General features: G+C 64.7%; 25 protein-coding genes. 10 read left to right on the forward strand and 15 right to left on the reverse strand.

The window, feature by feature from the left end:
• Positions 1–305 precede the first annotated feature (305 nt).
• The 4 genes from ccoP to ccoN are packed head-to-tail and all read right to left on the reverse strand — an operon-like array spanning position 306 to position 3,487.
• Positions 306–1,253 (reverse strand): cytochrome-c oxidase, cbb3-type subunit III, encoded by a 948-nt coding sequence (gene ccoP, locus N5C28_RS07370; protein ID WP_279821338.1) that lies wholly within the window; start codon positions 1,251–1,253, stop codon positions 306–308.
• A complete protein-coding gene (locus N5C28_RS07375; protein WP_279821339.1) occupies positions 1,250–1,435 on the reverse strand; it encodes a cbb3-type cytochrome c oxidase subunit 3 in 186 nt (61 codons plus the stop codon). Before N5C28_RS07375 ends, ccoP begins: the two co-directional genes overlap by 4 nt.
• Positions 1,436–1,439: 4 nt before the next feature.
• The gene (gene ccoO / locus N5C28_RS07380) at positions 1,440–2,048 is read right to left on the reverse strand and encodes a cytochrome-c oxidase, cbb3-type subunit II (protein ID WP_279821340.1); all 609 of its coding nucleotides are present in this window, start codon (positions 2,046–2,048) and stop codon (positions 1,440–1,442) included.
• The gene (ccoN, locus tag N5C28_RS07385) at positions 2,048–3,487 is read right to left on the reverse strand and encodes a cytochrome-c oxidase, cbb3-type subunit I (protein ID WP_279821341.1); all 1,440 of its coding nucleotides are present in this window, start codon (positions 3,485–3,487) and stop codon (positions 2,048–2,050) included. Before ccoN ends, ccoO begins: the two co-directional genes overlap by 1 nt.
• Positions 3,488–3,577: 90 nt before the next feature.
• On the opposite strand from ccoN, the gene N5C28_RS07390 reads away from it, so the two are divergent.
• On the forward strand, positions 3,578–4,258 hold the full coding sequence (locus N5C28_RS07390; protein WP_279821342.1) for an alpha/beta family hydrolase: 681 nt from the start codon (positions 3,578–3,580) through the stop codon (positions 4,256–4,258).
• Positions 4,259–4,357: 99 nt separating this feature from the next.
• Here the strand turns inward: N5C28_RS07390 and N5C28_RS07395 are convergent, their stop codons facing one another.
• The 6 genes from N5C28_RS07395 to acnA form a co-directional block, all read right to left on the reverse strand.
• Positions 4,358–4,864, reverse strand: coding sequence for a hypothetical protein (locus N5C28_RS07395; RefSeq protein WP_279821343.1), 507 nt, complete (start codon positions 4,862–4,864; stop codon positions 4,358–4,360).
• Between the two features lie 31 nt (positions 4,865–4,895).
• Complete coding sequence (locus N5C28_RS07400) at positions 4,896–5,201, reverse strand: hypothetical protein (protein WP_279821344.1); 306 nt, start codon at positions 5,199–5,201, stop codon at positions 4,896–4,898.
• Between the two features lie 323 nt (positions 5,202–5,524).
• Positions 5,525–5,866, reverse strand: a complete 342-nt coding sequence (locus N5C28_RS07405) for a hypothetical protein (RefSeq protein ID WP_279821345.1) — start codon at positions 5,864–5,866, stop codon at positions 5,525–5,527.
• Positions 5,867–6,060: 194 nt separating this feature from the next.
• Positions 6,061–6,519, reverse strand: a complete 459-nt coding sequence (locus tag N5C28_RS07410) for a hypothetical protein (RefSeq protein ID WP_279821346.1) — start codon at positions 6,517–6,519, stop codon at positions 6,061–6,063.
• Positions 6,520–6,786: 267 nt separating this feature from the next.
• Positions 6,787–8,352 carry a PAS domain-containing methyl-accepting chemotaxis protein gene (locus N5C28_RS07415; protein ID WP_279821347.1) on the reverse strand — a complete coding sequence of 522 codons (1,566 nt, stop codon included), beginning with the start codon at positions 8,350–8,352 and terminating at the stop codon, positions 6,787–6,789.
• A gap of 183 nt (positions 8,353–8,535) precedes the next feature.
• Positions 8,536–11,280 (reverse strand): aconitate hydratase AcnA, encoded by a 2,745-nt coding sequence (gene acnA, locus N5C28_RS07420; protein ID WP_279821348.1) that lies wholly within the window; start codon positions 11,278–11,280, stop codon positions 8,536–8,538.
• A gap of 233 nt (positions 11,281–11,513) precedes the next feature.
• Between acnA and rlmM the strand changes: the two genes are divergently transcribed.
• Together rlmM and tusA are read left to right on the forward strand one after the other, a co-directional pair.
• Positions 11,514–12,563, forward strand: coding sequence for a 23S rRNA (cytidine(2498)-2'-O)-methyltransferase RlmM (rlmM, locus tag N5C28_RS07425; protein WP_279821349.1), 1,050 nt, complete (start codon positions 11,514–11,516; stop codon positions 12,561–12,563).
• Between the two features lie 130 nt (positions 12,564–12,693).
• Positions 12,694–12,945, forward strand: coding sequence for a sulfurtransferase TusA (tusA, locus tag N5C28_RS07430; protein ID WP_279821350.1), 252 nt, complete (start codon positions 12,694–12,696; stop codon positions 12,943–12,945).
• 103 nt (positions 12,946–13,048) lie between these two features.
• On the opposite strand, the gene N5C28_RS07435 is transcribed toward tusA, so the two are convergent.
• Entirely contained in the window at positions 13,049–14,437 is a 1,389-nt protein-coding gene (locus N5C28_RS07435; protein ID WP_279821351.1) for an MATE family efflux transporter, read from the reverse strand.
• 152 nt (positions 14,438–14,589) lie between these two features.
• On the opposite strand from N5C28_RS07435, the gene pdxB reads away from it, so the two are divergent.
• Positions 14,590–15,732: a 4-phosphoerythronate dehydrogenase PdxB gene (gene pdxB, locus N5C28_RS07440; RefSeq protein ID WP_279821352.1), complete on the forward strand. Its 1,143-nt coding sequence runs from the start codon at positions 14,590–14,592 to the stop codon at positions 15,730–15,732.
• Between the two features lie 52 nt (positions 15,733–15,784).
• Here the strand turns inward: pdxB and N5C28_RS07445 are convergent, their stop codons facing one another.
• Positions 15,785–15,967: a PA1571 family protein gene (locus N5C28_RS07445; RefSeq protein ID WP_279821353.1), complete on the reverse strand. Its 183-nt coding sequence runs from the start codon at positions 15,965–15,967 to the stop codon at positions 15,785–15,787.
• A gap of 171 nt (positions 15,968–16,138) precedes the next feature.
• Here N5C28_RS07445 and N5C28_RS07450 point away from each other — a divergent pair, with 171 nt between their 5' ends.
• The 4 genes from N5C28_RS07450 (at position 16,139) to N5C28_RS07465 (ending at position 20,284) form a co-directional block, all read left to right on the forward strand.
• Positions 16,139–17,254 carry an ATP-NAD kinase family protein gene (locus N5C28_RS07450; protein ID WP_279821354.1) on the forward strand — a complete coding sequence of 372 codons (1,116 nt, stop codon included), beginning with the start codon at positions 16,139–16,141 and terminating at the stop codon, positions 17,252–17,254.
• Positions 17,255–17,256: 2 nt separating this feature from the next.
• On the forward strand, positions 17,257–17,850 hold the full coding sequence (locus tag N5C28_RS07455) for a DUF1287 domain-containing protein (RefSeq protein ID WP_279821355.1): 594 nt from the start codon (positions 17,257–17,259) through the stop codon (positions 17,848–17,850).
• Positions 17,851–17,873: 23 nt separating this feature from the next.
• The gene (locus N5C28_RS07460; protein ID WP_279821356.1) at positions 17,874–18,308 is read left to right on the forward strand and encodes a thiol-disulfide oxidoreductase DCC family protein; all 435 of its coding nucleotides are present in this window, start codon (positions 17,874–17,876) and stop codon (positions 18,306–18,308) included.
• Between the two features lie 203 nt (positions 18,309–18,511).
• Positions 18,512–20,284, forward strand: coding sequence for an ABC transporter transmembrane domain-containing protein (locus N5C28_RS07465; protein WP_279821357.1), 1,773 nt, complete (start codon positions 18,512–18,514; stop codon positions 20,282–20,284).
• Here N5C28_RS07465 and rhtA read toward each other — a convergent pair whose 3' ends face one another.
• From rhtA to N5C28_RS07480, 3 genes are all read right to left on the reverse strand, one after another.
• Positions 20,285–21,157: a threonine/homoserine exporter RhtA gene (gene rhtA, locus N5C28_RS07470; protein WP_279821358.1), complete on the reverse strand. Its 873-nt coding sequence runs from the start codon at positions 21,155–21,157 to the stop codon at positions 20,285–20,287. It abuts the gene before it with no gap.
• A 76-nt stretch (positions 21,158–21,233) separates the two neighbouring features.
• The gene (locus N5C28_RS07475; protein ID WP_279821359.1) at positions 21,234–21,515 is read right to left on the reverse strand and encodes a pyrimidine/purine nucleoside phosphorylase; all 282 of its coding nucleotides are present in this window, start codon (positions 21,513–21,515) and stop codon (positions 21,234–21,236) included.
• Positions 21,516–21,597: 82 nt separating this feature from the next.
• Positions 21,598–22,140, reverse strand: a complete 543-nt coding sequence (locus N5C28_RS07480; RefSeq protein ID WP_279821360.1) for an exonuclease domain-containing protein — start codon at positions 22,138–22,140, stop codon at positions 21,598–21,600.
• Positions 22,141–22,451: 311 nt separating this feature from the next.
• Here N5C28_RS07480 and N5C28_RS07485 point away from each other — a divergent pair, with 311 nt between their 5' ends.
• On the forward strand, positions 22,452–24,671 hold the full coding sequence (locus tag N5C28_RS07485; RefSeq protein ID WP_279821361.1) for an EAL domain-containing protein: 2,220 nt from the start codon (positions 22,452–22,454) through the stop codon (positions 24,669–24,671).
• Between the two features lie 42 nt (positions 24,672–24,713).
• Complete coding sequence (locus tag N5C28_RS07490) at positions 24,714–26,573, forward strand: sensor histidine kinase (protein WP_279821362.1); 1,860 nt, start codon at positions 24,714–24,716, stop codon at positions 26,571–26,573.
• Positions 26,574–26,632 lie beyond the last annotated feature (59 nt).

Raw genomic sequence — 26,632 nt, forward strand, 5'->3', positions numbered from 1 at the left:
TGCAACGACACAAGCCGACACAATCAGGGTTTCAAGGGCTTTGCGGAGGCAATTGAGACTCACTCTAAGCCACTGAGCCTGAATCGATTTGCTCCAAAGTGGAGCGACGAAGATGGGAATCGCCTTGGAGTTATGGCAGGTGGCGACTGCTGGATAGATTAGCGCAACTGGAACGGGCGGAGCGCCATTGGTCGCCGGGGTGCGACTCTGGGTCGCATGCGGTCGCAACGCCGGTCGGCGTGACAGCGGAGGGGGTGGGGCGGTGGTTCGGCTGGCCCGTCCAACCGGACGGGCCAGCCTGTCGCTTACTGGGCGGCGATCGGCTCGGCGGCCTTCTCCTCGCGGCTCAGGCTCAGCACGTAGGCGGCCAGCAGGTGGACCTTGTCGTTACCCAGGTACTGTTCCTGCGCAGGCATCTGGCCATTGCGGCCGTGGCGGATAGTCTGCTGCAGCTGCGCCAGGCTCGAGCCATAGATCCAGCCCTGGGAGTGGGTCAGGTCCGGCGCGCCGAGCATGGCCATGCCGGTACCGACCGGGCCGTGGCAGGCGGCGCAGTTGGTGCTGAACAGGGTGCGGCCGTGGTCGACGTCCACATCGGTGCCTTCCGGCAGCGGCAGCTTGGCCAGGTCCTGGCGGACATAGGCGGCCACCTGCTTCACGCCCTCTTCGCCCAGCAGCTGACCCCAGGCTGGCATCACGCCCTGGCGGCCATGCAGGATGCTGGTCTTGATGGTTTCCGCCTCGCCGCCCCAGCGCCAGTGGGCGTCGGTCAGGTTGGGGAAGCCCATCGCGCCCTTGGCGTCCGAGCCGTGGCAGACCGAGCAATAGGTGGCGAACATGCGGCCACCCATTTTCAGCGCCTGCTCGTCTTTTGCCACCTCTTCCAGAGGCATGGCGGCATATTTGGCGAAGATCGGGCCGTAGGCCTGGTCGGCCTGGTCCATTTCGCGCTGCCACTGGGCGACTTGGGTCCAGCCATCTTCATAGCCGGGCAGCAGGCCTTTCCAGTTGCCCATGCCCGGGTAGAGCAGCAGGTAGCCCACGGAAAACACCAGGGTGCCGAGGAACAGCATGAACCACCACTTGGGCAGTGGGTTGTCGTATTCCTCGATGCCGTCGAAGGCATGCCCCATGGTCTGCTCGGTTTCGCTCTTGTGAACTTCGCTCTTGCGGGTGGCGAAGATCAGCCAGAACAGGGCGAGCAGGGTGGAGGCCGTGAGCAGGGTGACGTACCAGCTCCAGAAAGTGCTCATGGGGTGGTGCTCCTCGGTGCGGCAGTCTTGGGTTCATCGGCAAAGGGCAGTTGCGCGGCCTCGTCGAAGGCCGTGGCGCGCTTGGCGCTGTAGGCCCAGAGGGTCACGCAGGTGAAGGCGGTGAACACCAGGGCGGTGCCCGCGCCGCGCACGAAGCCGATATCGATCAGGTCGAAAATCATGGGCCTACCTCTTGTTCTGCAGCGCAGTGCCGAGCACTTGCAGGTAGGCGACCAGGGCGTCCATCTCGGTCTTGCCTTTCACTGCGTCAGCGGCACCGGCGATGTCGTCGTCGGTGTAGGGCACGCCGAGGAAGCGCATGGCCTTGATCTTGGCGGCGGTGTCCTTGCCGTCCAGGGTGTTCTCCACCAGCCAGGGGTAGGCCGGCATCTTCGACTCCGGCACCACGTTGCGCGGGTTGTACAGGTGGGCGCGGTGCCACTCGTCCGAGTAGCGGCCGCCCACACGAGCCAGGTCCGGGCCGGTGCGCTTGGAGCCCCACAGGAAGGGGTGGTCCCAGACGCTTTCGCCGGCGACGGAGTAGTGGCCGTAGCGCTCGGTCTCGGCGCGGAACGGACGGATCATCTGCGAGTGGCAGCCAACGCAGCCTTCCTTGATGTAGATGTCGCGGCCTTCCAGTTGCAGGGCCGTGTAGGGCTTCATGCCCTCGACCGGTTCGTTGGTGACGTCCTGGAAGAACAGCGGGACGATCTGGGTCAGGCCGCCGATGCTGACGGCGAACACCATCATCAGCGCCATCAGGCCGATGTTCTTCTCGAGCAGTTCGTGTTTCATCAATGGGCTCCCTCAAGCGAATACTGGGCGGCGGCTTTCAGTTCTTCCGCCTGGGTGTTGCGCACGGTCTGCCAGACGTTCCAGGCCATCAGCAGCATGCCGGCGAAGAACACCGCACCGCCGATGACGCGCACCACGAAACCAGGGTGGCTGGCTTCCAGCGCTTCGACGAAGGAGTAGGTGAGCGTTCCGTCTTCGTTGACCGCGCGCCACATCAGGCCCTGGGCGATGCCGTTGACCCACATCGAGGCGATGTAGAGCACGGTGCCGATGGTGGCGAGCCAGAAGTGAGCGTTGATCAGGCCGATGCTGTACATCTGCTCGCGGCCGTAGACCTTGGGAATCAGGTGGTACAGCGAGCCGATCGACACCATGGCGACCCAGCCGAGGGCACCGGCGTGCACGTGGCCGATGGTCCAGTCGGTGTAGTGGGAAAGCGCGTTGACGGTCTTGATCGCCATCATCGGGCCTTCGAACGTGGACATGCCGTAGAAGGCCAGCGACACCACCAGGAAGCGCAGGATCGGGTCGGTGCGCAGTTTGTGCCAGGCGCCCGACAGGGTCATCATCCCGTTGATCATGCCGCCCCAGCTCGGTGCCAGCAGCACCAGAGACATCACCATGCCCAGGGATTGCGCCCAGTCAGGCAGGGCGGTGTAGTGCAGGTGGTGCGGGCCGGCCCAGATGTACAGGGTGATCAGCGCCCAGAAGTGCACGATGGACAGGCGATAGGAATACACCGGGCGACCGGCCTGCTTCGGCACGAAGTAGTACATCATCCCCAGGAAACCGGCGGTCAGGAAGAAGCCCACCGCGTTGTGGCCGTACCACCATTGCACCATGGCGTCGGTGGCACCCGAGTAGATCGAGTAGGACTTGGTCAGGGTGACCGGCACTTCCAGGTTGTTGACCACGTGCAGCAGCGCGACGGTCAGGATGAACCCGCCGAAGAACCAGTTGCCGACATAGATGTGGCTGACCCGGCGTTTGACGATGGTGCCGAAGAACACGATGGCGTAGCTGACCCAGACGATGGTGATCAGAATGTCGATCGGCCATTCCAGTTCGGCGTACTCTTTGCTGCTGGTGTAACCCAGCGGCAGGGTGATCGCCGCGAGGACGATCACCAGTTGCCAGCCCCAGAAGGTGAAGGCAGCGAGGCGCGGGGCGAACAGGGTCGCCTGGGAGGTTCGTTGTACGGCGTAGTAGCTGGTGGCGAACAGCGCGCAGCCGCCGAAGGCGAAGATGACAGCGTTGGTGTGCAGCGGGCGCAGGCGCCCGAAGCTGGTCCAGGGCAGGTTCAGGTTGAGCTCCGGCCAGGCCAGTTGCGCGGCGATGAACACGCCGAGCCCCATCCCGACGATGCCCCAAACCACCGTCATCACGGCGAACTGGCGAACCACCTTGTAGTTGTAGGCGGCACTGGTTGTTGCGTTCATTGTGTGGGCTTCCGTGGCAAAACGTTCGATCAATCCGGTGGCGCAGGCATGAGCGGCCGAGCCACCGGCAGATTTCCAAGCGAGGTAAGCATGAGCAAAGGGCTGGGCGGCGGTATTGACGAGGATCAATGCACGCAGGGGCAGGGTGATATCACGACGTTGTGGGACCGCCCGGAGGGGACCTGCAAGGCGACGCTGATCCTCGCCCACGGCGCGGGTGCGCCCATGGACAGCGACTTCATGCAGCAGATGGCGCAACGCCTCGCGGCACGCGGGGTTGCCGTGGTGCGCTTCGAGTTCGCCTACATGGCGGCGCGCCGCGAAGACGGCAAGAAGCGCCCTCCGAACCCCCAGGCCAGACTGCTGGAACACTGGCGTGCGGTGCATGCTCAGGTGCGCCAACAGGTCGCAGGGCCACTGGCCATCGGCGGCAAGTCCATGGGCGGGCGGATGGCCAGCCTGCTGGCGGATGAGCTTCAGGCCGATGCGCTGGTCTGCCTGGGCTATCCGTTTCATGCCATCGGCAAGGCCGACAAGCCGCGGGTCGCGCACCTGGCCGACCTGCGCACGCCGACCCTGATCGTCCAGGGCGAGCGCGACCCCATGGGCGACCGCCACACCGTGGCCGGTTACCCGCTCTCTGGATCAATCACGCTGCACTGGCTGGTCAGTGGCGACCATGACCTCAAGCCATTGAAGGTCTCGGGCTACACCCACGAGCAGCACCTGGATGCCGCAGCGGATGCGGTGGCAGGTTTTCTATCGAGGTAACGCAACGCCGTAGCCTGGGTGGAGCGAAGCGATACCCGGGGCGATGCGTGATGCAGACACAAGCGTAGAGGGGGAGCGCTATTCTTGCGTGGCCCTTCTCTACGGTTTCTTCGCCGGAGCCACTTCGCAGCGATTGACCGGCGGGCCGTCGTCGAGTCGCTGCACGGTGCAGGCGCGATCCTGTGCGCCGAAATGGAATTCGGTCGCGCCATTCAGCGTGCAGTAGTTGGCCAGGTAACCGTCATGCAGCAACTGGCCATCGCGCAACAGGCCAACCTTGACGGCCTGCGCGCCCGCGCAGAAGCCGGTCGGTGCGTCGCCGCGGTAATGGTGGCTGCTCACCGAATAGCGGTGACCCCGGCTTTCGCAGAGCAGCTGCTGGGCGCTGTCGAAGGGCAGTACCCGATCGCCGTCCTGGCGCGGCGCGTTCTCCGGCGCGAGCCAGAGGCTGAAACTCTCAGGGGCGCAGCGGTAGAGCAGTACGCTGGTGCTCACGTCGATCTCGTCGGGATCGTGATGGCCAAAAGGCAGGCCTTGTTCGGCATGGGCCAACAGGCTGCAGGCGAGCAGGGCGAAACCTGCCAGGTTTGTGATGTATCGAGTCATGGGCGTCCATGCGGTCTTGCGGTGGTTTGATCTAGTCGGAAAGGGGCAGCCGACAGTGCAGGCAGTGGGGCGTGGTCAATTCCTGTTGATGGCCGATGCGCTCATCCTGCGCGCTGTGCGGGCAACCACCGCACCGTGGGCAGCGGTACTCGCCGAGTGACTGATGCTGCCGGTACAGCCCCACCAGCACACCGCCGATCACCACGGCCAGGGCGATGAGCAGTTCATCTTCCGGGACGAACAGTGCCAGCGCCAACAGGGCGATCACCAGCGTGGTGAGCAGCGACTCGAGAAAGTCGGCGTGCCGACGCGAACGGTTGTAATGCTCCAGGGTCATCGGCCACGGCTTCCTTGGGGGCTTGGCTGAATCCTGACGCCACGGGCAGCATCTGGCAACCGTCCTGTTGGCTCGATGCGTATTGCTTGATCTGGCGCATGGAAGGCGTCGATCAGCCTGGCTCCGGTTCAGTACCGCGCGTAATGCTTCAGTTCCTTGATGCGCTGCTTTGCACGCTGGGTGACCCTCAAGTCCCTTGGGGAACGCGTCCGGTTGGTCAGCTAGAAGTAGGCCCGACACCGGTAGCCTGGGTGGAGCGAAGCGATACCCGGGGGGCGAAGCGCCTTGGAGGCCCGGCACCAAAATAGTGGGTGTCGGGATGCTTAACCCATCTTGCGGGCAGGGTTGTTTTTGCGACGTTTTATTAACCAAAAAATAAAAGCCCATTGAGCTAGGGCGAAAATAATATGAACAATCAGCCAGATGAAAATAGCATGTTGTTCGTTATGTACAAACCAATTCTGATCGGAGTAAAAGTCTAGTCCCATCAATGCAAGTGGGAGTGATAAAACGCTTGAGGGTAAACAAAGAAGCACAAAAACAAGTACGGTGAGGCGACTTGCTTCCGTGCTACCGCTAACGTGTTCTTCAGGGGGAAAGGTTGCAATCTCAAAGCCAAGGATAATGATGCCTGCAAGCCAGATGGCAAAAATCCATTTTGTCATTGTGATAAGCCTAACTATTAGAGAGAAGTTGACCCTGGGCAGCATATGCCGCTTGAGCCTGTAGCCTGGATGGAGTGGAGAGATACCCGGGGCGAATTGCTTTGGAGGTGCGGCGCCCAAAATGGGCATCGCAATGCTCGACTGCCGGGGCTACCTCGGCTTGGTGGTATGAATATGTTCTAGACACGACACAGCTAAAGCAATGTGGCGTTTTTTTTCTGCTGATAGGGGGATTCTATTCCATCAAAAAAGAATTGGAGATTGTCCTCCGGTCCATTTGTGGTCCTACCCGAAACCTTTTCCATTGCACAAAATCCGATCTTGAAGTCGGGCTCTCCGATTACTAGAACGAATGGATTATTTTCATCGCCTCTTAAGTATCTCCCTCCATAGTGCCTTCTGGCGCACTCAAATAAATAAGCCGATGCCAGGAAATGCAGGTCCTCTGGGAGTTGTGCCCCTTGCGAATAAAAGTCATGGAGAACGTGATCCACCAATAATATTGACTCTCTGCTGAAGTCTAGTTGTGCCGCGTCAATTGGTGCTCCAGGGCTTCGGAATGCGTTGATAAAGTCATGTGCCTGTGAAGCCATTCCATCCTCAATAGATGCAGGCATCTTGGGCTTCTTGCGGAAAATATCGAAGATGCTCATTAACTCTTCCTTGTTACCAGAGGCGATGTTCAGCTGTCGCAGTACTCTCGCCTATTCCTAGTCGGTCGGAGGGACGTGGCGGCTGTATAAGGCGTTATACGCCATCACCTATAGGTGGTGATACTGCCGATCGTGCAGATCGCTTATTGAGCGAGTAAGAGATGTGTTGTCAATCGTAGGAGTCAGCAGGCTGGCGTCTACAAGGGCGGTATTGGCAGGGTGTTAAGACAAGAGCGCACCGGTATCACCCGGTGCGCCTTTTTGCGTTTAGCGATTAAACCGTTCCACCAACGAATACTGCCCGTGCGCAGTGGCGGTCAGTTCCTTGCTGAGCTGGGCGGTGCTCTGGGCTTCGCCGGCGGTCTGGTCGGACAGTTCGGCGATGGTGGTGATGTTGCGGTTGATTTCGTCGGCCACGGCGCTCTGTTCTTCCGCGGCGGCGGCGATCTGGTTGGCCATGTCGGCGATGTTGGCCACCGAGTCGCTGATGCCGGCCAGGGCCTGGTCGGCCTGCTGTACGCGTTCGACGCCGTCGTCGGCCTGTTTGCGGCCGATTTCCATGGTCAGTACCGCTTCTTCGGCGGTGCGCTGAAGCTTGGCGATCAACTGGTGGATCTGCCCGGTGGACTCGGCAGTGCGTTGAGCCAGGGAGCGAACCTCGTCGGCGACCACGGCAAAACCACGGCCCATTTCACCGGCACGCGCAGCCTCGATGGCAGCGTTGAGGGCGAGCAGGTTGGTCTGGTCGGCAATGCCTTTGATCACGTCGACCACGCCGCCGATTTCATTGCTGTCGTGGGCCAGGCGGGTGACGGTTTCACCGGTTTCGCCCACCGACACCGACAGGCGCTGGATGGCCTCGCGGGTTTCCGCGGCGATGGTGCGGCCTTCGCTGGTCAGGCGGTTGGCCTCCTGGGTGGCGATGGCGGTACGTGCCACGTTGCTTGCGACTTCCAGGGTGGTGGCAGCCATTTCGTTGACCGCGGTGGCGACCTGTTCGGTCTCCTGGCGCTGGCGATCCAGTCCGGCGGAGCTGTTGTGTGCCAGCACGTCGGCCTGCTTGGCCTGAGCGGTCAGGTTTTCGGCGCTGTCCTGCAGGCGGGTGAGGCAGGTTTTCAGGCGCGCTTCCTGGCTGAGAATGGACATTTCCAGGCGGCCTTGGGCGCCACGGCTGTCGGTGTACATCTGGGCGATCAGCGGGTCGGAGGTGGTCTGGTCGGCCAGGCGCAGCAAGCGTTTGAGGCCACGTTGCTGCCAGTTCAACCCGGCCAGGCCGAGCGGCACGGAGAGCAGGGCGGCAATGGCGAAGCCCCAGCCGTGGTTGAGCCAGATGCCGATCAGGAAGCCGATCTGGCTGATCAGGATGAAGGGCAGCCAGTCCTGCAGCACCGGCAACCATTTGTCGCGGGTGGGAATCGCCGACTTGCCGGCGTTGATCCGCTGGTACAGGGCTTCGGCGCGGCGCACCTGCTCGGGGGTGGGTTTGACCCGCACCGACTCGTAGCCCACGACCTGGCCATTTTCCAGCATCGGAGTGACGTAGGCGTTGACCCAGTAGTAGTCGCCGTTCTTGCAGCGGTTCTTGACGATGCCCATCCACGGGCGGCCGCTTTTCAGGGTGGTCCACATGTGGGCGAACACGGCGGGCGGCACGTCCGGGTGACGGACCAGGTTGTGCGGGGCCCGAATCAGCTCTTCGCGAGAGAAGCCGCTGATGTCGATGAAGGCCTCGTTGCAGTAGGTGATCTGCCCTTTGGCGTCGGTCGTGGAGATCAAACGTTGTTGCGAAGGGAACGTTCGTTCGCGTTGCGTTACTGGCTGGTTATTGCGCATGGCGGGCTTGTCCCTAAGGGCGATACCGAGTTAATCGGCCATCGCTGCCTGAAGTTGAGCGTAAGGCGTCTCAACGCCTTCATTTTTATGATTGTTTGATACGGCGCGCAGTGTAACCGCAGTTGCTGTGTTAGGGGATCGCCGAAGTCGTCGCGGCAGGGTTGCCCTGCCGCGACACGGGGGTCAGTGACCGGCGATGAGCTGGCGCAGCACGTAGTGCAGGATGCCACCGGCCTTGAAGTACTCGACCTCGTTGAGGGTGTCGATACGGCACAGCACTTCGGCCCGTTCCAGCTTGCCGCCCTCGCGAAGGATCTCCACGGTGAGGGTCATCGACGGGCGCAACTCGACCCCGTCCAGGCCCACGATGCTCAGGGTTTCCTTGCCGCTCAGGCCCAGGCTCTTGCGGTCCTGGCCACCGGTGAACTGCAGCGGCAGCACGCCCATACCGACCAGGTTGGAACGGTGGATGCGCTCGAAGCTTTCGGCGATGACCGCCTTGACCCCCAGCAGGTTGGTGCCCTTGGCCGCCCAGTCGCGGCTGGAGCCGGTGCCGTATTCCTTGCCCGCGACCACCACCAGCGGTGTGCCTTCGGCCTGGTAGCGCATGGACGCGTCGTAGATCGCCAGCTTCTCGCCGCTGGGCACGTGCAGGGTGTTGCCGCCTTCTTCGCCACCCAACATTTCGTTACGAATTCGGATGTTGGCAAAGGTGCCGCGCATCATCACTTCGTGGTTGCCGCGGCGCGAACCGTAGGAGTTGAAGTCCCGTGGTTCCACGCCCTGTTCGCGCAGGTAGCGACCGGCCGGGCTGTCGGCCTTGATGTTGCCGGCGGGGGAAATGTGGTCGGTGGTCACCGAGTCGCCGAGCAGCGCCAGGATGCGCGCCTGATGGATGTCACCGATGTGCGGCGGGGCCTCGGTGATGCGCTCGAAGAACGGTGGGTGCTGGATGTAGGTGGAGTCCGACTGCCAGGCGTAGGTGTCGGCCTTGGGCACGTCGATGGCCTGCCACTGGGCATCACCGGCGAAGACTTCGGCGTACTCCTTGCGGAACATTGCCGTGTCGACTTTCAGGATGGCGTCGCTGATTTCCTTCTGTGTGGGCCAGATGTCCTTGAGGTACACCGGCTGGCCGTCCTTGCCGGTGCCCAGCGGCTCTTCGGCGATGTTGACCCGCACGCTGCCGGCCAGGGCATAGGCCACCACCAGGGGCGGCGAGGCCAGCCAGTTGGTTTTCACCAGCGGGTGCACCCGGCCTTCGAAGTTGCGGTTGCCGGAAAGCACCGAGGCCACGGTGAGGTCGGCCTTCTGGATTGCCGCCTCGATCGGGTCGGGCAGGGGGCCGGAGTTGCCGATGCAGGTGGTGCAGCCATAGCCCACCAGGTCGAAGCCCAACTCGTCGAGGTAGCGGGTCAGGCCGGCGGCATTGAAGTATTCGGTCACCACCTTGGAGCCCGGCGCCAGCGAACTCTTGACCCAGGGTTTGCGCTGCAGGCCTTTCTCCACGGCCTTCTTCGCCAGCAGGCCGGCGGCCATCATCACGCTGGGGTTGGAGGTGTTGGTGCAGGAGGTGATGGCGGCAATTACCACTGCGCCGTTCTTCAGGCGGTGGGTCTGGCCCTCGTATTCGTAATCGACTTCCCCGGTCTGGTCGGCCGCGCCCACGGCGGTACCGCCACCGCCTTCGCTGAGCAGGCGGCCTTCCTCTTTTTTGCTGGGCTTGAGCTGCAGGCCGATGAAGTCATCGAAGGCCTGGTTGACCTGGGGCAGGGCGACGCGGTCCTGGGGACGCTTGGGGCCGGCCAGGCTGGCCTCGACCTGGCCCATGTCCAGTTCCAGGGTGTCGGTGAACACCGGCTCGTGGCCCGGTTCGCGCCACAGCCCCTGGGCCTTGCTGTAGGCCTCGACCAGCTTGACGGTCTGCTCCGGACGACCGGACAGGCGCAGGTAGCCCAGGGTGATGTCGTCCACCGGGAAGAAGCCACAGGTGGCGCCGTATTCCGGGGCCATGTTGGCGATGGTGGCACGGTCGGCCAGGGGCAGGTCGGCCAGGCCGTCACCGTAGAACTCGACGAATTTGCCCACCACGCCTTTCTTGCGCAGCATCTGCGTCACCGTCAGCACCAGGTCGGTAGCCGTGATGCCTTCCTTGAGCTTGCCGGTGAGCTTGAAGCCGATCACTTCGGGAATCAGCATCGACACCGGCTGGCCGAGCATGGCCGCCTCCGCCTCGATGCCGCCCACGCCCCAGCCGAGTACGCCGAGGCCATTGATCATGGTGGTGTGCGAGTCGGTACCGACCAGGGTGTCGGGGAAGGCGTAGGTGTTGCCGTCTTCCTCGCGGGTCCACACGGTCCGGCCCAGGTATTCCAGGTTGACCTGGTGGCAGATGCCGGTGCCCGGCGGCACCACACTGAAGTTGGCGAAGGCGTGCTGGCCCCAGCGCAGGAAGGCGTAGCGCTCGCCGTTGCGCTGCATTTCGATCTCGACGTTTTCTTCGAAGGCCGAGGCGCTGGCGAACTTGTCGACCATCACCGAGTGGTCGATCACCAGGTCCACCGGTGACAGCGGGTTGATCTTCTGCGGGTCGCCGCCGGCCTTGGCCATGGCGTCGCGCATGGCGGCCAGATCGACCACCGCCGGCACCCCGGTGAAGTCCTGCATCAGTACCCGGGCCGGGCGGTACTGGATCTCGCGGTCGGAGCTGCGTTTTTGCAGCCAGCCGTACAGCGCGTGCAGGTCATCGCGGGTCACGGTCTTGCCGTCTTCCCAGCGCAGCAGGTTTTCCAGCAGCACCTTCAGCGACATCGGCAGGCGGTCGATGTCGCCGAGCTGTTTGGCAGCCTCGGGCAGGCTGTAGTAGTGGTAGGTGGTGTCGCCGACCGCCAGGGTCCGACGGGTGTTCAGGCTATCTGTGGAAGGCATTGCGCAACTCCTTATCAGGCCTTTTCCTGGCTTGCACGGCACAAGCCAGGACGGGTGTTCGGCAGAGTCTTCACGCTAGCTCTGCTTGGAGAGTCTCGCCACGTTGGGGCGATCTCGGGGCGTGACAGGACGGGGTGGCGCGCTCCGGCGCCATCGCCGTCGTCCTTTTACTGGACAGGAAGGCTGCGCCGCAGGTTCCCCCTCCGTTATGATGCGCGCCCCAGGAGAACCCTATGAATACGTTGCTGTTGCATTGCCGTCCGGGTTTCGAGAGCGAGGTGTGTGCCGAGCTGTCCGAACACGCGGCGCTGCTGAATGTGGCCGGTTATGCCAAGGCCAAGGCCAATTCCGCCCATGCCGAATTCATCTGCACCGAAGCCGGCGGCGCCGACGCGCTGATGCGCGGCCTGCGCTTCAGCCAGTTGATCTTCCCCCGTCAATGGGCCCGCGGTGCTTTCATCGACCTGCCTGAAACCGACCGCATCAGCGTGTTGCTCGAGCAACTGGCCGATGCGCCGGTGTGCGGCAGCCTGTGGCTGGAGGTACTGGACACCAACGAAGGCAAGGAACTGTCGAATTTCTGCAAGAAGTTCGAGGCGCCGCTGCGCAAGGCGCTGACCAAGGCCGGCCGCCTGCAGGACGACCCGCGCAAGCCGCGGCTGTTGCTGACGTTCAAGAGCGGGCGCGAGGTGTTCCTCGGCCTGGCCGAACCGAACAATTCGGCGCAGTGGCCCATGGGCATCCCGCGCCTGAAGTTCCCGCGCGAGGCGCCGAGTCGCTCGACCCTCAAGCTGGAAGAGGCCTGGCACACGTTCATCCCGCGTGAGCAGTGGGAGACGCGTCTGTCCGACGAGATGACCGGTGTGGACCTGGGCGCCGCCCCCGGCGGCTGGACCTACCAACTGGTGCGCCGCGGCATGCTGGTGACCGCGATCGACAACGGCCCCATGGCCGACAGCCTGATGGACACCGGGCTGGTGCAGCACCTGATGGTCGACGGCTTTACCTGGAAGCCCAAGCAACCGGTGGACTGGATGGTCTGCGACATCGTCGAGAAGCCAGCCCGCAGCGCCGCCTTGCTGGAAACCTGGATTGGCGAGGGCCTGTGCCGTGAGGCGGTGGTCAACCTCAAGCTGCCGATGAAACAGCGCTATGCCGAAGTGCGGCGCCTGCTGCAGCGCCTGGAAGACGCGTTTGCCGCTCGGCGAATCAAGGTATCCATCGCCTGCAAGCAGCTCTACCACGACCGCGAGGAAGTGACCTGCCATTTGCGGCGGTTGTGAGCCAGGGCGGGTGTCGCGGCTGAAGCCCCTCCCACAGGGTGTCTGGCGCTGGCCGCGACGGATCGCCACCGGGTGATGGTCTGGCGGCCTGCTTTGCGCGAGAATGGCCGCCTGTTTCTGGAGTCTTTCGATGTCCTCGTATGCTGATGCCGTGCCTGACGGCACCCTCGACGCCACCGGGCTGAACTGCCCGGAGCCGGTGATGATGCTGCACAACAAAGTCCGCGAGCTGCCGCCCGGTGGCCTGCTCAAGGTGATCGCCACCGATCCCTCGACCCGTCGTGATATTCCCAAGTTCTGCGTGTTCCTCGGCCACGAGCTGCTGGAGCAGGCGGAAGAGGCGGGCACCTACCTGTACTGGATTCGCACCAAGGCCGAATAACGCGTGGCGCGTGGGCGGTAGCGGAACAGGATCGTTCTGTGCAGTCGTTCAGGGGCCATGGGTGGAACGCTGAAGCGTGTTCCACCCTACGAAAGTCAGCGCCCTAGATTTGCTCGCCGGTGCGGCTGATCAGGATGTGCCGCTTTGAGCTGATGGTCAGGCGCACTGCCAGCATCAGCGCGGCGCAGGTCAGGCCGACGATCAGCCCCTGCCACAGACCGGCTGGCCCACTGGCCGGGCCGAACAGGTCGGTAAGCCCCAGCACGTAACCCACCGGCAGGCCGATGCCCCAGTAAGCGAACAGGGTCATGATCATGGTCGCCCGGGTGTCCTGGTAGCCACGCAGGGCGCCGGCGGCGGTGACCTGGATGGCATCGGAGAACTGGAACAGCGCGGCATAGACGATCAGGCTGGCGGCCAGCGCCACCACCTCGGCGTCCGGGGTGTAGATCCGGGCGATAGGGGCGCGCAACAGCAGCATGGCGCTGGCCGACAGGCAGGCGTAGCTCAGGGCGGTGAAAATGCTCACCCAGGCGGCGAAGCGCGCCTCATGGGGCTGGCCGCGTCCCAGGGCTTGGCCGACGCGCACGGTGGCGGCCATGCCGATGGAGTAGGGGATCATGAACACCAGGGAGCTGAAGTTCAGGGCGATCTGGTGCCCGGCCACCACGGTCTCACCGAGCCCGCCGATCAACAGGGCGATGACGGCGAAGATGCTCGACTCGGCGAACACCGCGATGCCGATGGGCAGGCCGATGCCCAGCAGGCGTTTGATCAGTGCCCACTGCGGCGGGTCGAAGCGCTGGAGCGGCATGCTGGCGCGGTAGGCCGGCGCCCGGCGAATCCACCACAGCATGCCCAGCAGCATGAACAGCATCACCAGCGCCGTGGCCCAGCCGCAGCCCACGCTGCCCAGGGCCGGAAAGCCCAGCTTGCCGTAGATCAGCACGTAGTTCAGGGGGATGTTCAGCAGCAGGCCGAGCAGCCCCAGGACCATCGCCGGCCGGGTCAATCCCAGGCCGTCGCTGTAGCAGCGCAGCACATGGAACAGCGCCACGCAGGGGAAGCCCAGAGCCACGCCATGCAGATAGCCCATGGTGGGTTCGATCAGGTCGGGGTCGACCTTCATCTGGCGCAGAATGAATTCGGCATTCCACAGCACGCTGGCGGCAACGCCACCCACCGCCACCGCCAGCCATAGTGCCTGGCGCACCAGGGGGCCGATCTCGTGGTGCTGCTGGGCACCGAAGCGCTGGGCGACCTTGGGCGTGGTAGCCAGCAGGATGCCGGTCATCAACAGGAACACCGGCACCCAGATCGAGTTGCCCAGGGCCACGGCCGCCAGGTCGCGGGCACTGAAGCGCCCCGACATGACGGTGTCGACGAAGCCGATCGCCGTGTAGGACAGCTGGGCGATGATGATCGGCGTGGCTAGGACCAGCAGCGTGCGCAGTTCGGTGCGCACGCGCTGCAGGCGAGACTCGGCAGGCATGACGATTCCGTAGAAGTATTCTGGAAAGCCGCACAGTCTACGCCTTGACGTATCGGTCAGGAAAGGCGCGTTCGGTCATTCCCCGGTTGCATGCTGCTCAGGCACTGCCGCATCCGGTTAGAATGCCGCCTTGGCCCTGGAGGTGCTCCCTGATGCGTATCGTCGCCGACGAAAACATACCCCTGCTCGATGAATTCTTTGCCGGCATCGGCGAGATCCAGCGCGCCCCCGGGCGGGCCATCGATCGTGCGACCCTGGGCGATGCCGAGGTGTTGCTGGTGCGCTCGGTGACCCAGGTCGACCGCGCCTTGCTGGAGGGCAGTCGGGTGAAGTTCGTCGGCACCTGCACCATCGGCACCGATCACCTGGACCTGGAGTATTTCCGCGAGGCCGGCATCGCCTGGTCCAGCGCGCCGGGCTGCAACGCCCGGGGCGTGGTCGACTACGTGCTGGGCAGTTTGCTGGTGCTGGCCGAGGACGCGGGCTGTGCCCTGGAGAGCCGCACCTACGGCGTGGTCGGCGCGGGGCAGGTCGGTGGCCGGCTGGTGGCGGTGCTGCGCGGTCTGGGCTGGCGCGTGCTGGTGTGCGACCCGGTGCGCCAGGCGGCAGAGGGTGGCGACTTCGTTTCCCTGGAGCAGGTCATCGCCGAGTGTGATGTGATCAGCCTGCACACGCCGTTGACCCGTCAGGGTGCTCACCCGACCCATCACCTGTTCGACGCGGCGCGCCTGGCCCAGCTGAAGACGGGCGCCTGGCTGATCAATGCCAGCCGTGGCGCGGTGATCGACAACGCCGCCCTCACCGAACAGCTCAAGGCGCGAAGCGACCTGCGCGCCGTGTTGGATGTCTGGGAAGGCGAGCCGCTGGTGAACGTCGAACTGGCTGGCTTGTGCCGGATCGCCACCCCGCACATTGCCGGCTACAGCCTGGACGGCAAGCTGCGCGGCACGGCGCAGATCTACCAGGCGTACTGTGCGCAGCAGGGGGTGGCCCCAGCGATAGAGCTGGATGAATTGATGCCTGCGCAGCGGCTTGCCGGGGTTTGCCTCGACGCCAGCGCCGATCCTGCCTGGGCCCTGGCCACCCTGTGCCGCGCGGTGTACGACCCGCGGCGTGACGATGCGGATTTCCGCCGCAGCCTGTGGGGTGATGCCGCCCAGCGCCGGGCCGCCTTCGATGCCCTGCGCAAGCAGTACCCGGTGCGCCGGGAGATCACCGGCCTGCAGGTCGAGCTGCACGGGCAGGCGCCATCGCTGGGTGCGCTGGTCCAGGCGCTTGGGGCGCAGGTTCGCTAAGGGCAGAATGAAAAAGCCCGGGCAGGCCCGGGCTTCTGGTGTGTCGGGAGGATCAGTCGGCGTGGCGTGCCGCTGTTTCGCGGCTGCGGTCCAGCTCGTTGCAGGCGTGCTGGATCATGCTTTCGGTGATCGGGATTTCGCGGCCCTGGGCATCGATAATGGCGCCACCGACAAACTGCTGAGCCTGTTGCGGCGTGGGCGTGGATGCGGGCGTGGTCTGCTTCTGGGTATTCATCGTCGGGTCTCCTCATCAGGTGGTGCGCGCAGTCTAAAAGGGTCAAATGACTGCGCGGTGACAGTTCGAGTGACGAAAAACTGTCGGTGAATATGTACCCTGCAGTCACTGTGCCAAGAAACCTATGGGTTTGAAAAGGCGACTGATCGGATTGGCAAAACGAGGACGGATATGTCGAGGTTTCACCTGGGGCTGATCATCAACCCCCTGGCGGGTGTGGGTGGCCCCGCCGGACTCAAGGGCAGCGACGGCGTGGCCGAGCAGGCCATGGCCCTGGGCAGTGTGCCAAAGGCGGCCTTGCGCACCCGCGCGGCCCTGGAGTGCCTGCTGCCGGCCCGCGAGCGCCTGGCGTTCGTGACCTTTCCCGGGCCGATGGGCGCCGACCTGCTGGCAGACATGGGCTTCACCCACCAGGTGTTGGGCGAGCTGTCAGGCGTCTCGACCTCGGCGGCTGACACCCAGCGTGCAGTGGAGCTACTGCAGGAGGCCGGGGTGGCGTTGATCCTGTTCGCCGGTGGCGATGGCACGGCCCGTGATGTCTGCGCCGCGGTGCGCGAGTGCCAGCCGGTGCTGGGCATTCCGGCGGGGGTGAAGATCCAGTCCGGGGTGTACGCCATCAGCCCTCGGGCGGCAGGCGAGCTGACCCTGCGCCTGCTCGATGGCGGCCTGGTGCGACTGGGCAGTGGCGAGGTGCGCGACCTGGACGAGGCGGCGCTGCGCGATGGGCGAGTCGCCGCGCGCTGGTATGGCGAACTCACCGTGCCGGAGGAGGGCGGCTACGTGCAGCAGGTCAAGCAGGGCGGCGTCGAGTCCGAAGAACTGGTGCTCGCCGACTTGGCCGCCTGGCTGGAAAGCAGCTGGGAAACCGACGTGCGCTACATCTTCGGGCCGGGTTCGACCCTGCACGGGCTGGCGGCCAACCTGGGGCTGGAGACAACGCTGCTGGGCGTCGACGTGATCGAGAACGGCCAGGTGATCGCCCGTGACGTTACCGAGGCGCAGCTGTTCGAGCTGATCGACGACCACCCGGCACGGCTGCTGGTCACCGCCATCGGTGGCCAGGGGCATATCCTCGGGCGCGGCAATCAGCAGATCAGCCCGCGGGTGGTGCGCGCGGTGGGCCTGGAACACCTGCGGGTGATCGCCACCAAACGCAAGCTGGGCACCCTGGAAGGCCGGCCGCTGCTGGTGGACAGCGGCGATGTGCAGCTGGATGATGCCTTTCCCGACGTGGTGCGGGTGTGGGCGGGGTACAAGGAGGAACTGCTGTACCCCGTAGGACGTTGACGATGAACAGGGAAGGCTTCATGCGAATCATGCTGGGATTGTTACTGGCGCTGGTGCTGGCCGCCGAGGCCCATGCCCTGCAGCGCGATGCGCTGGTGGTGGCGGCCCGGGAACAGGTGGGTGTCACACTCAGCTACGACCCTGCCTACCGGCGCCTGGCCTACCCCGGCGGCGACGTGCCGCTGGCCACTGGCGTCTGCACCGACGTGGTGATCCGTGCCCTGCGCCAGCAAGGATTGGACCTGCAGGAAGCGGTGCACCGGGACATGCGCGCCCACTTCAACCTGTACCCGAAACACTGGGGTCTGAGCCGCCCCGACGCCAACATCGACCACCGCCGCGTGCCCAACCTGATGACCTGGTTCAAGCGCCAGGGCTGGTCACTGAGTCGGGGGCGGAACGCCAGCGATTACCAGGCTGGCGACATCGTCACCTGGGACCTGGGCCGGGGCCTGACCCATATTGGCATCGTCAGCGACCGCAAGACCGACAACGGCACGCCGCTGATCCTGCACAACATCGGCCGGGGCACCCAGGAAGAAGACATCCTGTTCGCCTACACGGTAACCGGACACTACCGCCTTCCCGCCAACTGAGGCCATGGCCCCAGGAGTCCGACATGAGCGATCGCGCGCAGCCTCCCTTTATCCAGCCCGGTGACCGGGTGGTGCTGTTCGACGGCGTGTGCAAACTGTGCAACGCCTGGGCGCGGTTTCTCATCCGGCACGACCGGGAGCGGCGCTTTCGCCTGTGTTCGGTGCAGTCCGAGCCTGGCCAGGCGCTGCTGGCCTGGTTCGACCTGCCTACCACGCATTTCGACACCATGGCCTACATCGAAGACGGCAGGCTGTTCGTGCGCTCGGACGCGGTGCTGCGCATCGTCGGCCAGTTGTCCTGGCCCTGGCGGCTGCTGTCAGTTTTGCGCGTGGCGCCCCGGACATTGCGCGATTGGGGCTATGACCGCATTGCCCTGAACCGCTACCGCCTGTTCGGTCGCTACGACCAGTGCCTGCTGCCCAATGCCGATCACGCGAGCCGGTTCCTGCACGACTGATCCGGCGGCCTGGCGGGTACGCCGTTTGTCGTGCTCTTGATGTCCCGCCCTGGCGCCCCCATCTGATGCTGCAGGCGCTCGACCTGCTGTCCGTTCATGCGGCGGGCCTGGCGCTCTGCCTGGTTGCCGGGCCGGCGCCTGCGCTGGCGACGACGCAGGTCCATCCCCTTTGACGCGGGCCAGCGGGCCTGCAGCGAGCGTCCATGGCTTCGATCCTGTCTTCCCGCCAACGTACGGCACTGCGTATGGCCTGGCGCTTCATTTCGCCGTACCGCGGGCGGGTGCTGGGCGCCTTGCTGGCGCTGCTGTTCACCGCCGCGATCACCCTGTCGATGGGGCAGGGCATCAAGCTGCTGGTCGACCAGGGCCTGGCGACCCAGTCGCCGGAAGCGCTGCGTCAGTCCATCGTGTTGTTCTTCGTGCTGGTGATCGCCCTGGCCATCGGCACCTTCACCCGCTTCTACCTGGTGTCGTGGATCGGCGAGCGTTTCGTCGCGGACATCCGCAAGCGGGTGTTCAACCACCTGGTCGAGTTGCACCCCGGCTTCTACGAGAGCAACCGCAGCTCGGAAATCCAGTCACGCCTGACCGCGGACACCACCTTGCTGCAATCGGTGATCGGCTCGTCGCTGTCCATGGCGCTGCGCAACCTGATCATGCTGGTGGGTGGCATCGCGCTGCTGGTGGTGACCAACCCCAAGCTCAGCGGCATCGTGCTGGCGGCATTGCCCCTGGTGGTGGCGCCGATCCTGCTGTTCGGTCGCCGCGTGCGCCAGCTGTCGCGGCAGAGCCAGGACCGGGTGGCCGATGTCGGCAGCTACGTCGGCGAGGCGCTGGGGCAGATCAAGACCGTGCAGGCCTACAACCACCAGGCCGAGGACCGGCGGCGTTTTGGCCTGTCCGCCGAGGCTGCGTTCGACACCGCGCGCAAGCGTATCGCCCAGCGTGCCTGGCTGATCACTGTGGTCATCGTGCTGGTGCTGGGGGCGGTCGGGGTGATGCTGTGGGTGGGCGGCATGGACGTGATCGCCGGGCGGATTTCCGGCGGCGAGCTGGCGGCCTTCGTGTTCTACAGCCTGATCGTCGGTTCGGCGTTCGGCACCCTGAGTGAGGTGATCGGCGAGTTGCAGCGCGCAGCCGGGGCGGCGGAGCGTATTACCGAGCTACTGCAGGCGCGCAATGAAATCCTGCCGCCAGCGGCTGATGGCTTGTCTCTGCCGGCGTCGGTGCAAGGGCGCATCGAGCTGCAGGGCGTGCGCTTCGCCTACCCCTCGCGGCCGGGGCATTTTGCCGTGGACGGCATCGACCTGCAGGTGGCGGCCGGCGAAACTCTGGCCCTGGTCGGGCCATCCGGGGCAGGCAAGTCGACGCTGTTCGACCTGCTGCTGCGCTTCTTCGACCCGCAGGAGGGGCGCATCCTGGTCGACGGCGTGCCGATCGACCGGCTCGATCCCCATGACCTGCGCCGCTGTTTTGCCCTGGTGTCGCAGAACCCGGCGCTGTTCTTCGGCTCGGTGGAAGACAACATTCGCTACGGCCGCCCCGATGCCAGTCAGGCCGAGGTGGAGGCCGCCGCCCGCGCCGCCCATGCCCACGAATTCATCCAGCGCCTGCCCAATGGCTACCAGACCCATCTGGGCGATGCCGGCCTGGGTTTGTCGGGTGGTCAGCGGCAGCGCCTGGCGATAGCCCGGGCCTTGCTGGTGGATGCGCCGATCCTGTTGCTGGACGAAGCCACCAGCGCCCTGGATGCGGAAAGCGAGCACCTGATCCAGCAGGCACTGCCGGCGTTGATGCGCGGCCGCACCACCCTGGTGATCGCCCATCGCCTGGCCACGGTGAAGAGCGCCGACCGCATTGCCGTGATCGAACAGGGGCGCCTGGCGGCGGTTGGGCGGCATGCCGAACTGGTGGCCGGCAATCCGCTGTATGCGCGCCTGGCGGCGTTGCAGTTCAACGCCGACGCGACGGCCTGATCAGGTCGTTTTGGGCTGGGGGCGGATGGTGGCCGCTGCCCCGGCCGATGCCAGGATGATTGCGGCGATGGCCACCCACTGGTGGCCGCTGAGGCGCTCGCTGAGGAACAGCAGGCCGGACAGGGCGGCAATCGCCGGCTCCATGCTCATCAGCACGCTGAAGGTCCGCGCCGGCAGGCGGGTCAGGGCGATCATCTCCAGGCTGTAGGGCAGGGCCGACGACATCAGTGCCACGGCCAGGGCAATGGGCAACAGGTCGACGGAAAACAGTCCGCTACCCGCCTGCCAGAGGCCGATCGGGAATACCAGCAAGGCCGCCACCACGGAGCCCAGTGCCACCGTGTGCGAACCGTGCTCGGCGCCGGCCTTCTGCCCGAATACGATGTACAGCGCCCAGCACAGGCCGGCGCCCAGGGCCAGGGCCATGCCCACGGGGTCGAGGGCGGTTTCGGTCTGGCCGGTTGGCAGCAGCAGCCACAGGCCGAAGATCGCCAGGGCGATCCAGACGAAGTCCAGCAGGCGCCGCGACGACAGCAGCGCCAGGGCCAGCGGGCCGGTGAATTCCAGGGCGACCGCAACGCCCAGGGGAATGGTCTTCAACGACAGGTAGAACAGCAGGTTCATCGCACCCAGCGACAGGCCGTAGCCCAGCAGCGAGCGGCAGGAGGCCAGGGTCAGGCGGGCGCGCCATGGGCGCATCACCAGGCACAGCACGATGGCCGCCAGCCCCAGGCGCAGAGCAGTGGTGCCGGTCGCCCCGATCTGCGGGAACAGGCCCTTGGCCAGGGAGGCGCCGCTCTGGATGGAAATCATCGCCACCAGCAGCAGGGCAACCGGCAGGATGATCAGGGACAGCGGGGAGGTGCGGGACATGGGCAGTGGTGCTCGGTGGTGAACCTGTAAAACGAAAAAACCGGCCGCTGGGGCCGGTTTCGGGAGGCGCCGGACCTTAGCGGTATTCGCAGAGGTAAGCAGTCTCCACGGCGACCTTCAACTGGAACTTGCTGTTGGCCGGCACGGTGAACTGGCCACCGGCGGTGAAGGTTTCCCAGCTGTCGCCCCCGGGCAGCTTGACGGTCAGCGCGCCGGCCACGACGTGCATGATTTCCAGCTGGCTGGTGCCGAATTCATACTCGCCCGGCGCCATCACGCCAATGGTGGCGGGGCCTTCCGCCATGCCGAAGGCGATGGATTTCACGGTGCCGTCGAAGTATTCATTGACCTTGAACATCTGCGATTCCTCGGAACTGGGGTTTGAAAAGGGCAGCAAGTATGCCCAAGCCAGCCGAGGGCGTCATCTGCTTTGCGTGTGCTCAGGGTGTCAGTACCAGGGGCAGCAGGCGGGCCGTGTTGCGGGCGTCGGTCAGGGCGCGGTGCTGCTGGCCGGTGAACGGCAGGCCGGCCAGTTGCAGCGCGGTGTTCAGGCCGACCGGCTTGGGTAGCTGGCGGGCTTCGGCGAAGCGGCGCTTGAGGTTGAGGTGAGGCACCTGGCTCAGGCAACTGCTGAGCTGGTGCTGCTGCCAGTCCTGCTCCAACTGGCGACGGTCGTATTCCCCCCAGCTGGCCCAGCCGACCAGGCGCGGCCGGTGATTGAGCAGCCAGCGCTCGAACTGCGGCCAGACCTCGCCCAAGGGGGCTGCCGTGTCGACGTTGGCCTGGGTGATGTGGGTGAGTTCGCGGCAGAAACTGGTGAGGAAGGGGCGGCGCTGCGGGCGCACGAAACGCTGGAAATGATCCGCCTCACGACCGTCGGCGCTGACCAGGCTGGCGCCGATTTCGATGATCTCCATTTCTTCAATAGGCCAGCCACCTTCTTCGGTGGTGGCTTCCAGATCGATGACCAACCAATGTCCCATGGGCTCTCCTTTGCGCTTGCGGCAGTATGCAAGGGCTTTTCAGGCTGGGTAAAGCCCATGTTAGGCGCTTCTGGGGGATGCCGCGAAAGGGACGGCCGAATGCCCTGGCGAATGCGCGGGAAAACACCTCGCTGGAACAGGCGAAGGCCCGTCAATGCTCGCTTCAAGGCTGATGGCAGGTGGCTATCTAATGATTTGCACTGACGTCCCTATTCATCTTTGAACCACTGTCTATACTGGCACTGCAGCCAGCATTTCAGGACGGTTTGTCCGTTTTCTTGTTCTTCGATTGAGGCAGGTGGGCGCCCTTCATGGACGATACGTTACGGTTTCTCGACGACGATTCGACAACCTTTTCGGACAAACCCGTCTGGCGGGTGCTGGCGGTCGATGACGACGCCGATTTCCAGCGCGCGACGGCGTTCGGGCTGAACGGTCTCGAGGTCCTTGGCGGGCGCATCGAATTGCTGCAGGCATACAGCTACCGGGAAGCGTCCCGCTTGCTGGCCGAGCAGCAGGATATTGCGCTGATTCTGCTCGATGTGGTCATGGAAACCGAGGATGCCGGCCTGCGCCTGGTCAAGGCCCTGCGGGACGTGATCGGCAACGCCGAAAGCCGGGTGGTCCTGCTCACCGGCGAACCGGGCATGGCCCCGGTGCGCGAGGTCATGCGCGACTACGACATCAACGATTACTGGACCAAGAGTGAGCTGACGGCAGAGCGCCTGCTGACCGTGCTCACCGCAGCGATTCGCAGCTATTCCCAACTCAAGGCCGTGGCCCGCGCCCGGCGTGGCCTGCAGATGATCGTCGAGTCGAGCAACGCGCTGTTCTGCTCGCGCAGTACCCGTGAACTGTCGGCCAAGATCCTCTCGGAGATCGCCTCGCTGCTGGACCTCCAGGCCGAGGGCATCGTCTGCGTGCGGGCCGAGGAGGGCAATGCCGACGGCGGCGAGCCGGACGCCCGCATCGTCAGCGCCAGCGGGCGGTTCTACCGGGCGATCGACGAAACCCTCGACCAACTGGACAACCATGACGTGGCCGACGCGTTGCGGCGCTGCTTGCGCGAACAGCAGACGCTGCGCCTGAGCAATTGCACGGTGCTGTTTTTCCCGCGTTTCCAGGCCGGCGCCGATTACGCCTGCTACGTCGCCACCGAGCGGCCGCTGGATGACACCGAGCTGGAACTGCTCAAGGTGTTCAGCGCCAGTATCAGCCGGGGCCTGTACAACGTCTCGTTGTTCAGTCGTCTGGAAGAGATGGCCTACCAGGACGACCTGCTGAAGATTCCCAACCGCAACGCCCTGATCCGCATGCTCGAGATGACGCTGCGCGACAGCTCCAAGGATGACCGGGTGCTGGTGCTGATCGACATCGACAACTTTTCCGGCGCCAACATGGCCTTCGGCACCGGCTACGGCGACTTCATTCTTGGTCTGGTGGCCAAGAAGCTGCGCGAGGCGTTCGACAGCAATGTGCTGATCGCCCGGGTGCGCGATGACCTGTTCGCCATCCTGGGCCCGGAATCCCAGGTACGGGCGCCGGACATCGTGGCGCTGTTTCGCAGCAACAACCGGCCTTATGAATTAGGCCAGGTGCACAGTTTCAGCAGCACCACGATGCGCCTGGCGGACTTCCATGGCAGCGCTGGGGTCGCGTTGCAGGACGCCCGCCTGGCGCTGAAGCAAGCCAAGCTCCAGGGGCATGACCAGCACACCTTCTATGACCCGCAGTTGCTGGGCGAGCATGCCGAGTCCTTCCGCATGCTGCTGGCACTGCGTGATGCCGTGGAAGCCGGGCGGATTTCCATTGAGCTGCAGCCGCAGATCGACCTGCGTTCGCGCAAGGTGACCGGTGTCGAGGCGTTGGCTCGCTGGCAGCAGGCCGATGGGCGCTGGGTGCCGCCGTTGAAGTTCATCCCCCTGGCAGAAGCCACGGGCTACATCCTCCCGCTGGGCGATCTGCTCATGCGCCTGGCGTTGCAGGCGGCGAAAAAACTGGCAGACGCCGGGTTCGCGCATATCCGCATGGCGGTCAACGTATCGGCGCCGCAATTGCTGCAGCATGATTTCATCGAGCGGTTCACCGGACACCTGGAGGCGGCCGGCGTCAGCGCCAGGCAGGTCGAGGTGGAAATCACCGAGTCGGTGGCCATGCGCACCTTCGACACGGTCTGCGAAAAACTCAATGCCTTGCGCGAGATGGGCGTGACCGTGGCCATCGACGATTTCGGCACCGGTTTTTCGTCGCTGAGCTATTTACGCCAGCTGCCGGCGGATCGGCTGAAGATCGACCGCAGCTTCGTGGTGGAAATCGGTGAGCTGGGTGACCAGCAGATGATCGCCGATGCGGTGATCCAGATTGCCGCGCGGGTTGGCATGCAGGTGATTGCCGAGGGGGTGGAAACCCAGCAGCAGGCCGCCTGGGTGCTGCAGCATGGCTGTTTTGACGCCCAGGGCTATCTGTTCGCCAAGCCCATGCCGCTCAAGGAACTGTTGGGTTGGCTCGAGAGCTGGCCCGGGGCGCGCTGAGCCATGGCGGTGCAATGGCGATCGTTGCTGGCAGCGAGAGCGGTGCGGCGTAACCTGCTGATGCTGTTCGTGCCCTGGGCAGCACTGATCCTGCTGCTGATGGTGCTGCTGTACGAACGCCTGCTCGATGCCCGGCTGGAGCCGCTGCTGCGTGATCAGCAGAACAGCATCAATGAAGGGGTGGGCGTGCTCAACCGGCACCTGGCGGCATTGCGTGGCCACGTGAAGTTCCTGGCCAACCAGCCGCTGCTGGCCCGGGCGCTGGAAAATCCCTCGGAGGAGAATATCCAGGCCCTGGCGCTGCTGTTCCAGGAGTTTTCCGACAGCACCGACACCTATGACCGCATCCGCTGGCTGGATGAGCACGGCAACGAGCAGGTGCGCGTCGATTGGCATGACGGGCGCGCCTGGATTCGCGACCGGGCGCAATTGCAGAACAAGGCCGAGCGCTATTTCTTCGTCGAGACCATGAATCTCTCGGCTGGCGACTACTACCTGTCTCGGTTCGACCTGAGCCTGGACTACGGGGCGATCGAGGAACCCTACAAACCGACCCTGCGTGGGGCGACACCCGTGTTCGACGAAGCGGGTACGCGCCGTGGCATCGTGCTGCTCAATTACCTGGGCAGCGCCCTGTTGAATCGACTGCGCCAGGTCTCGCAGGCCTATGGCGGCAACCTGGCGCTGGTGGACCACGAGGGCTACTGGCTGCTCGGTGAGCGCCCGGACGATGCCTGGGGCTTCATGCTGAACAGGCCCGATGCCACGCTGGCCAGCCGCTACCCGGAGGGGTGGAAGCGGATGGTGGCGCAGAGCGGTGGGGTATTCGACGATCACACAGGTTACTGGTCGTTCATCCACTTCGACCCTCTCGAACGCAACGGTGAAAGCGGCGAGGTGGACGGGCGCTGGCTGCTGGTGGCGCATCTGTCCTATGAGCAGGTCCAGGGACTGCGGTTCGAGGTGATCTGGCAGGTGTTGCTGTTCGTCTGTGTGATGCTGACCCTGGGGCTGGTGGTGGTGCTGCGACTGGCCCTGGCCGAGCAGGCACGGGACCAGGTGCAGCGCCAGCTGGAATCGAGCGGCGCGGAGCTGCAGCGCAGCAACGCCGACCTGCAGGTGACCGTCGACCAACTGCAACGCACCCGCGGCGCCTTGCTGCAGGCCGAGAAACTGTCGTCCCTGGGCACCCTGGTGGCCGGGGTCGCCCATGAGCTGAACACGCCAATCGGTGCGGCGAGCGTGGCGGCCTCGACGCTCGACCGGGGCAATCAGGAGCTCCAGCAGGGCTTTCGCGAGGGCCTGCAGCGCTCGATGCTGGAGCGCTTTCTGCAGCGCAACGAGGAAGGCCTGGCGATCATCATCGGCAACCTGACCCGCATGGCGCAGTTGACCCGCGCCTTCAAGCAGTTGGCCAGTGACCGTGCCAGCACCGAGCGGCGCACCTTCGACCTGATCGAGCTGGTGCGCGAAGTCTTGCTGGTGTTCACGCCCAAGTTGAAGCAGACGCCCCACCAGGTGGACCTGGTGATCCCCGACACGCTGATACTCGACAGCTACCCGGGCCCGCTGGGACAGATTCTGCAGAACCTGATCGACAACGCCCTGATCCACGCCTTCGAGCCCGGTTTTCACGGTGTGGTGACGGTGACGATCGAGCGGGACCAGGCACGACACAGTTGCCTGATCGAGGTGGCGGACAACGGCAGCGGCATGAGCGAAGAGGTGCTGGCGCGCATATTCGATCCATTCTTCACCACCAAGCGCGGACGCGGCGGCACGGGGCTGGGGTTGCACATCACCCACCAGTTGGCGGTGGAAGTGCTCGGCGCCGATCTGCAGGTGATCAGCGCGCCGGGGCAGGGCACGCGTTTTCGCCTGCAACTGGCCATCGGCGACTAGCTGCCAAACCGCTGCAAGCGGCGTAAAATCGCGCGATTTTCGTTCTCGAGGCTGGTTCT

It is taken from the genome of Pseudomonas sp. GD03944 (genome assembly GCF_029839275.1).
In the GTDB taxonomy this organism is placed as follows: domain Bacteria; phylum Pseudomonadota; class Gammaproteobacteria; order Pseudomonadales; family Pseudomonadaceae; genus Aquipseudomonas.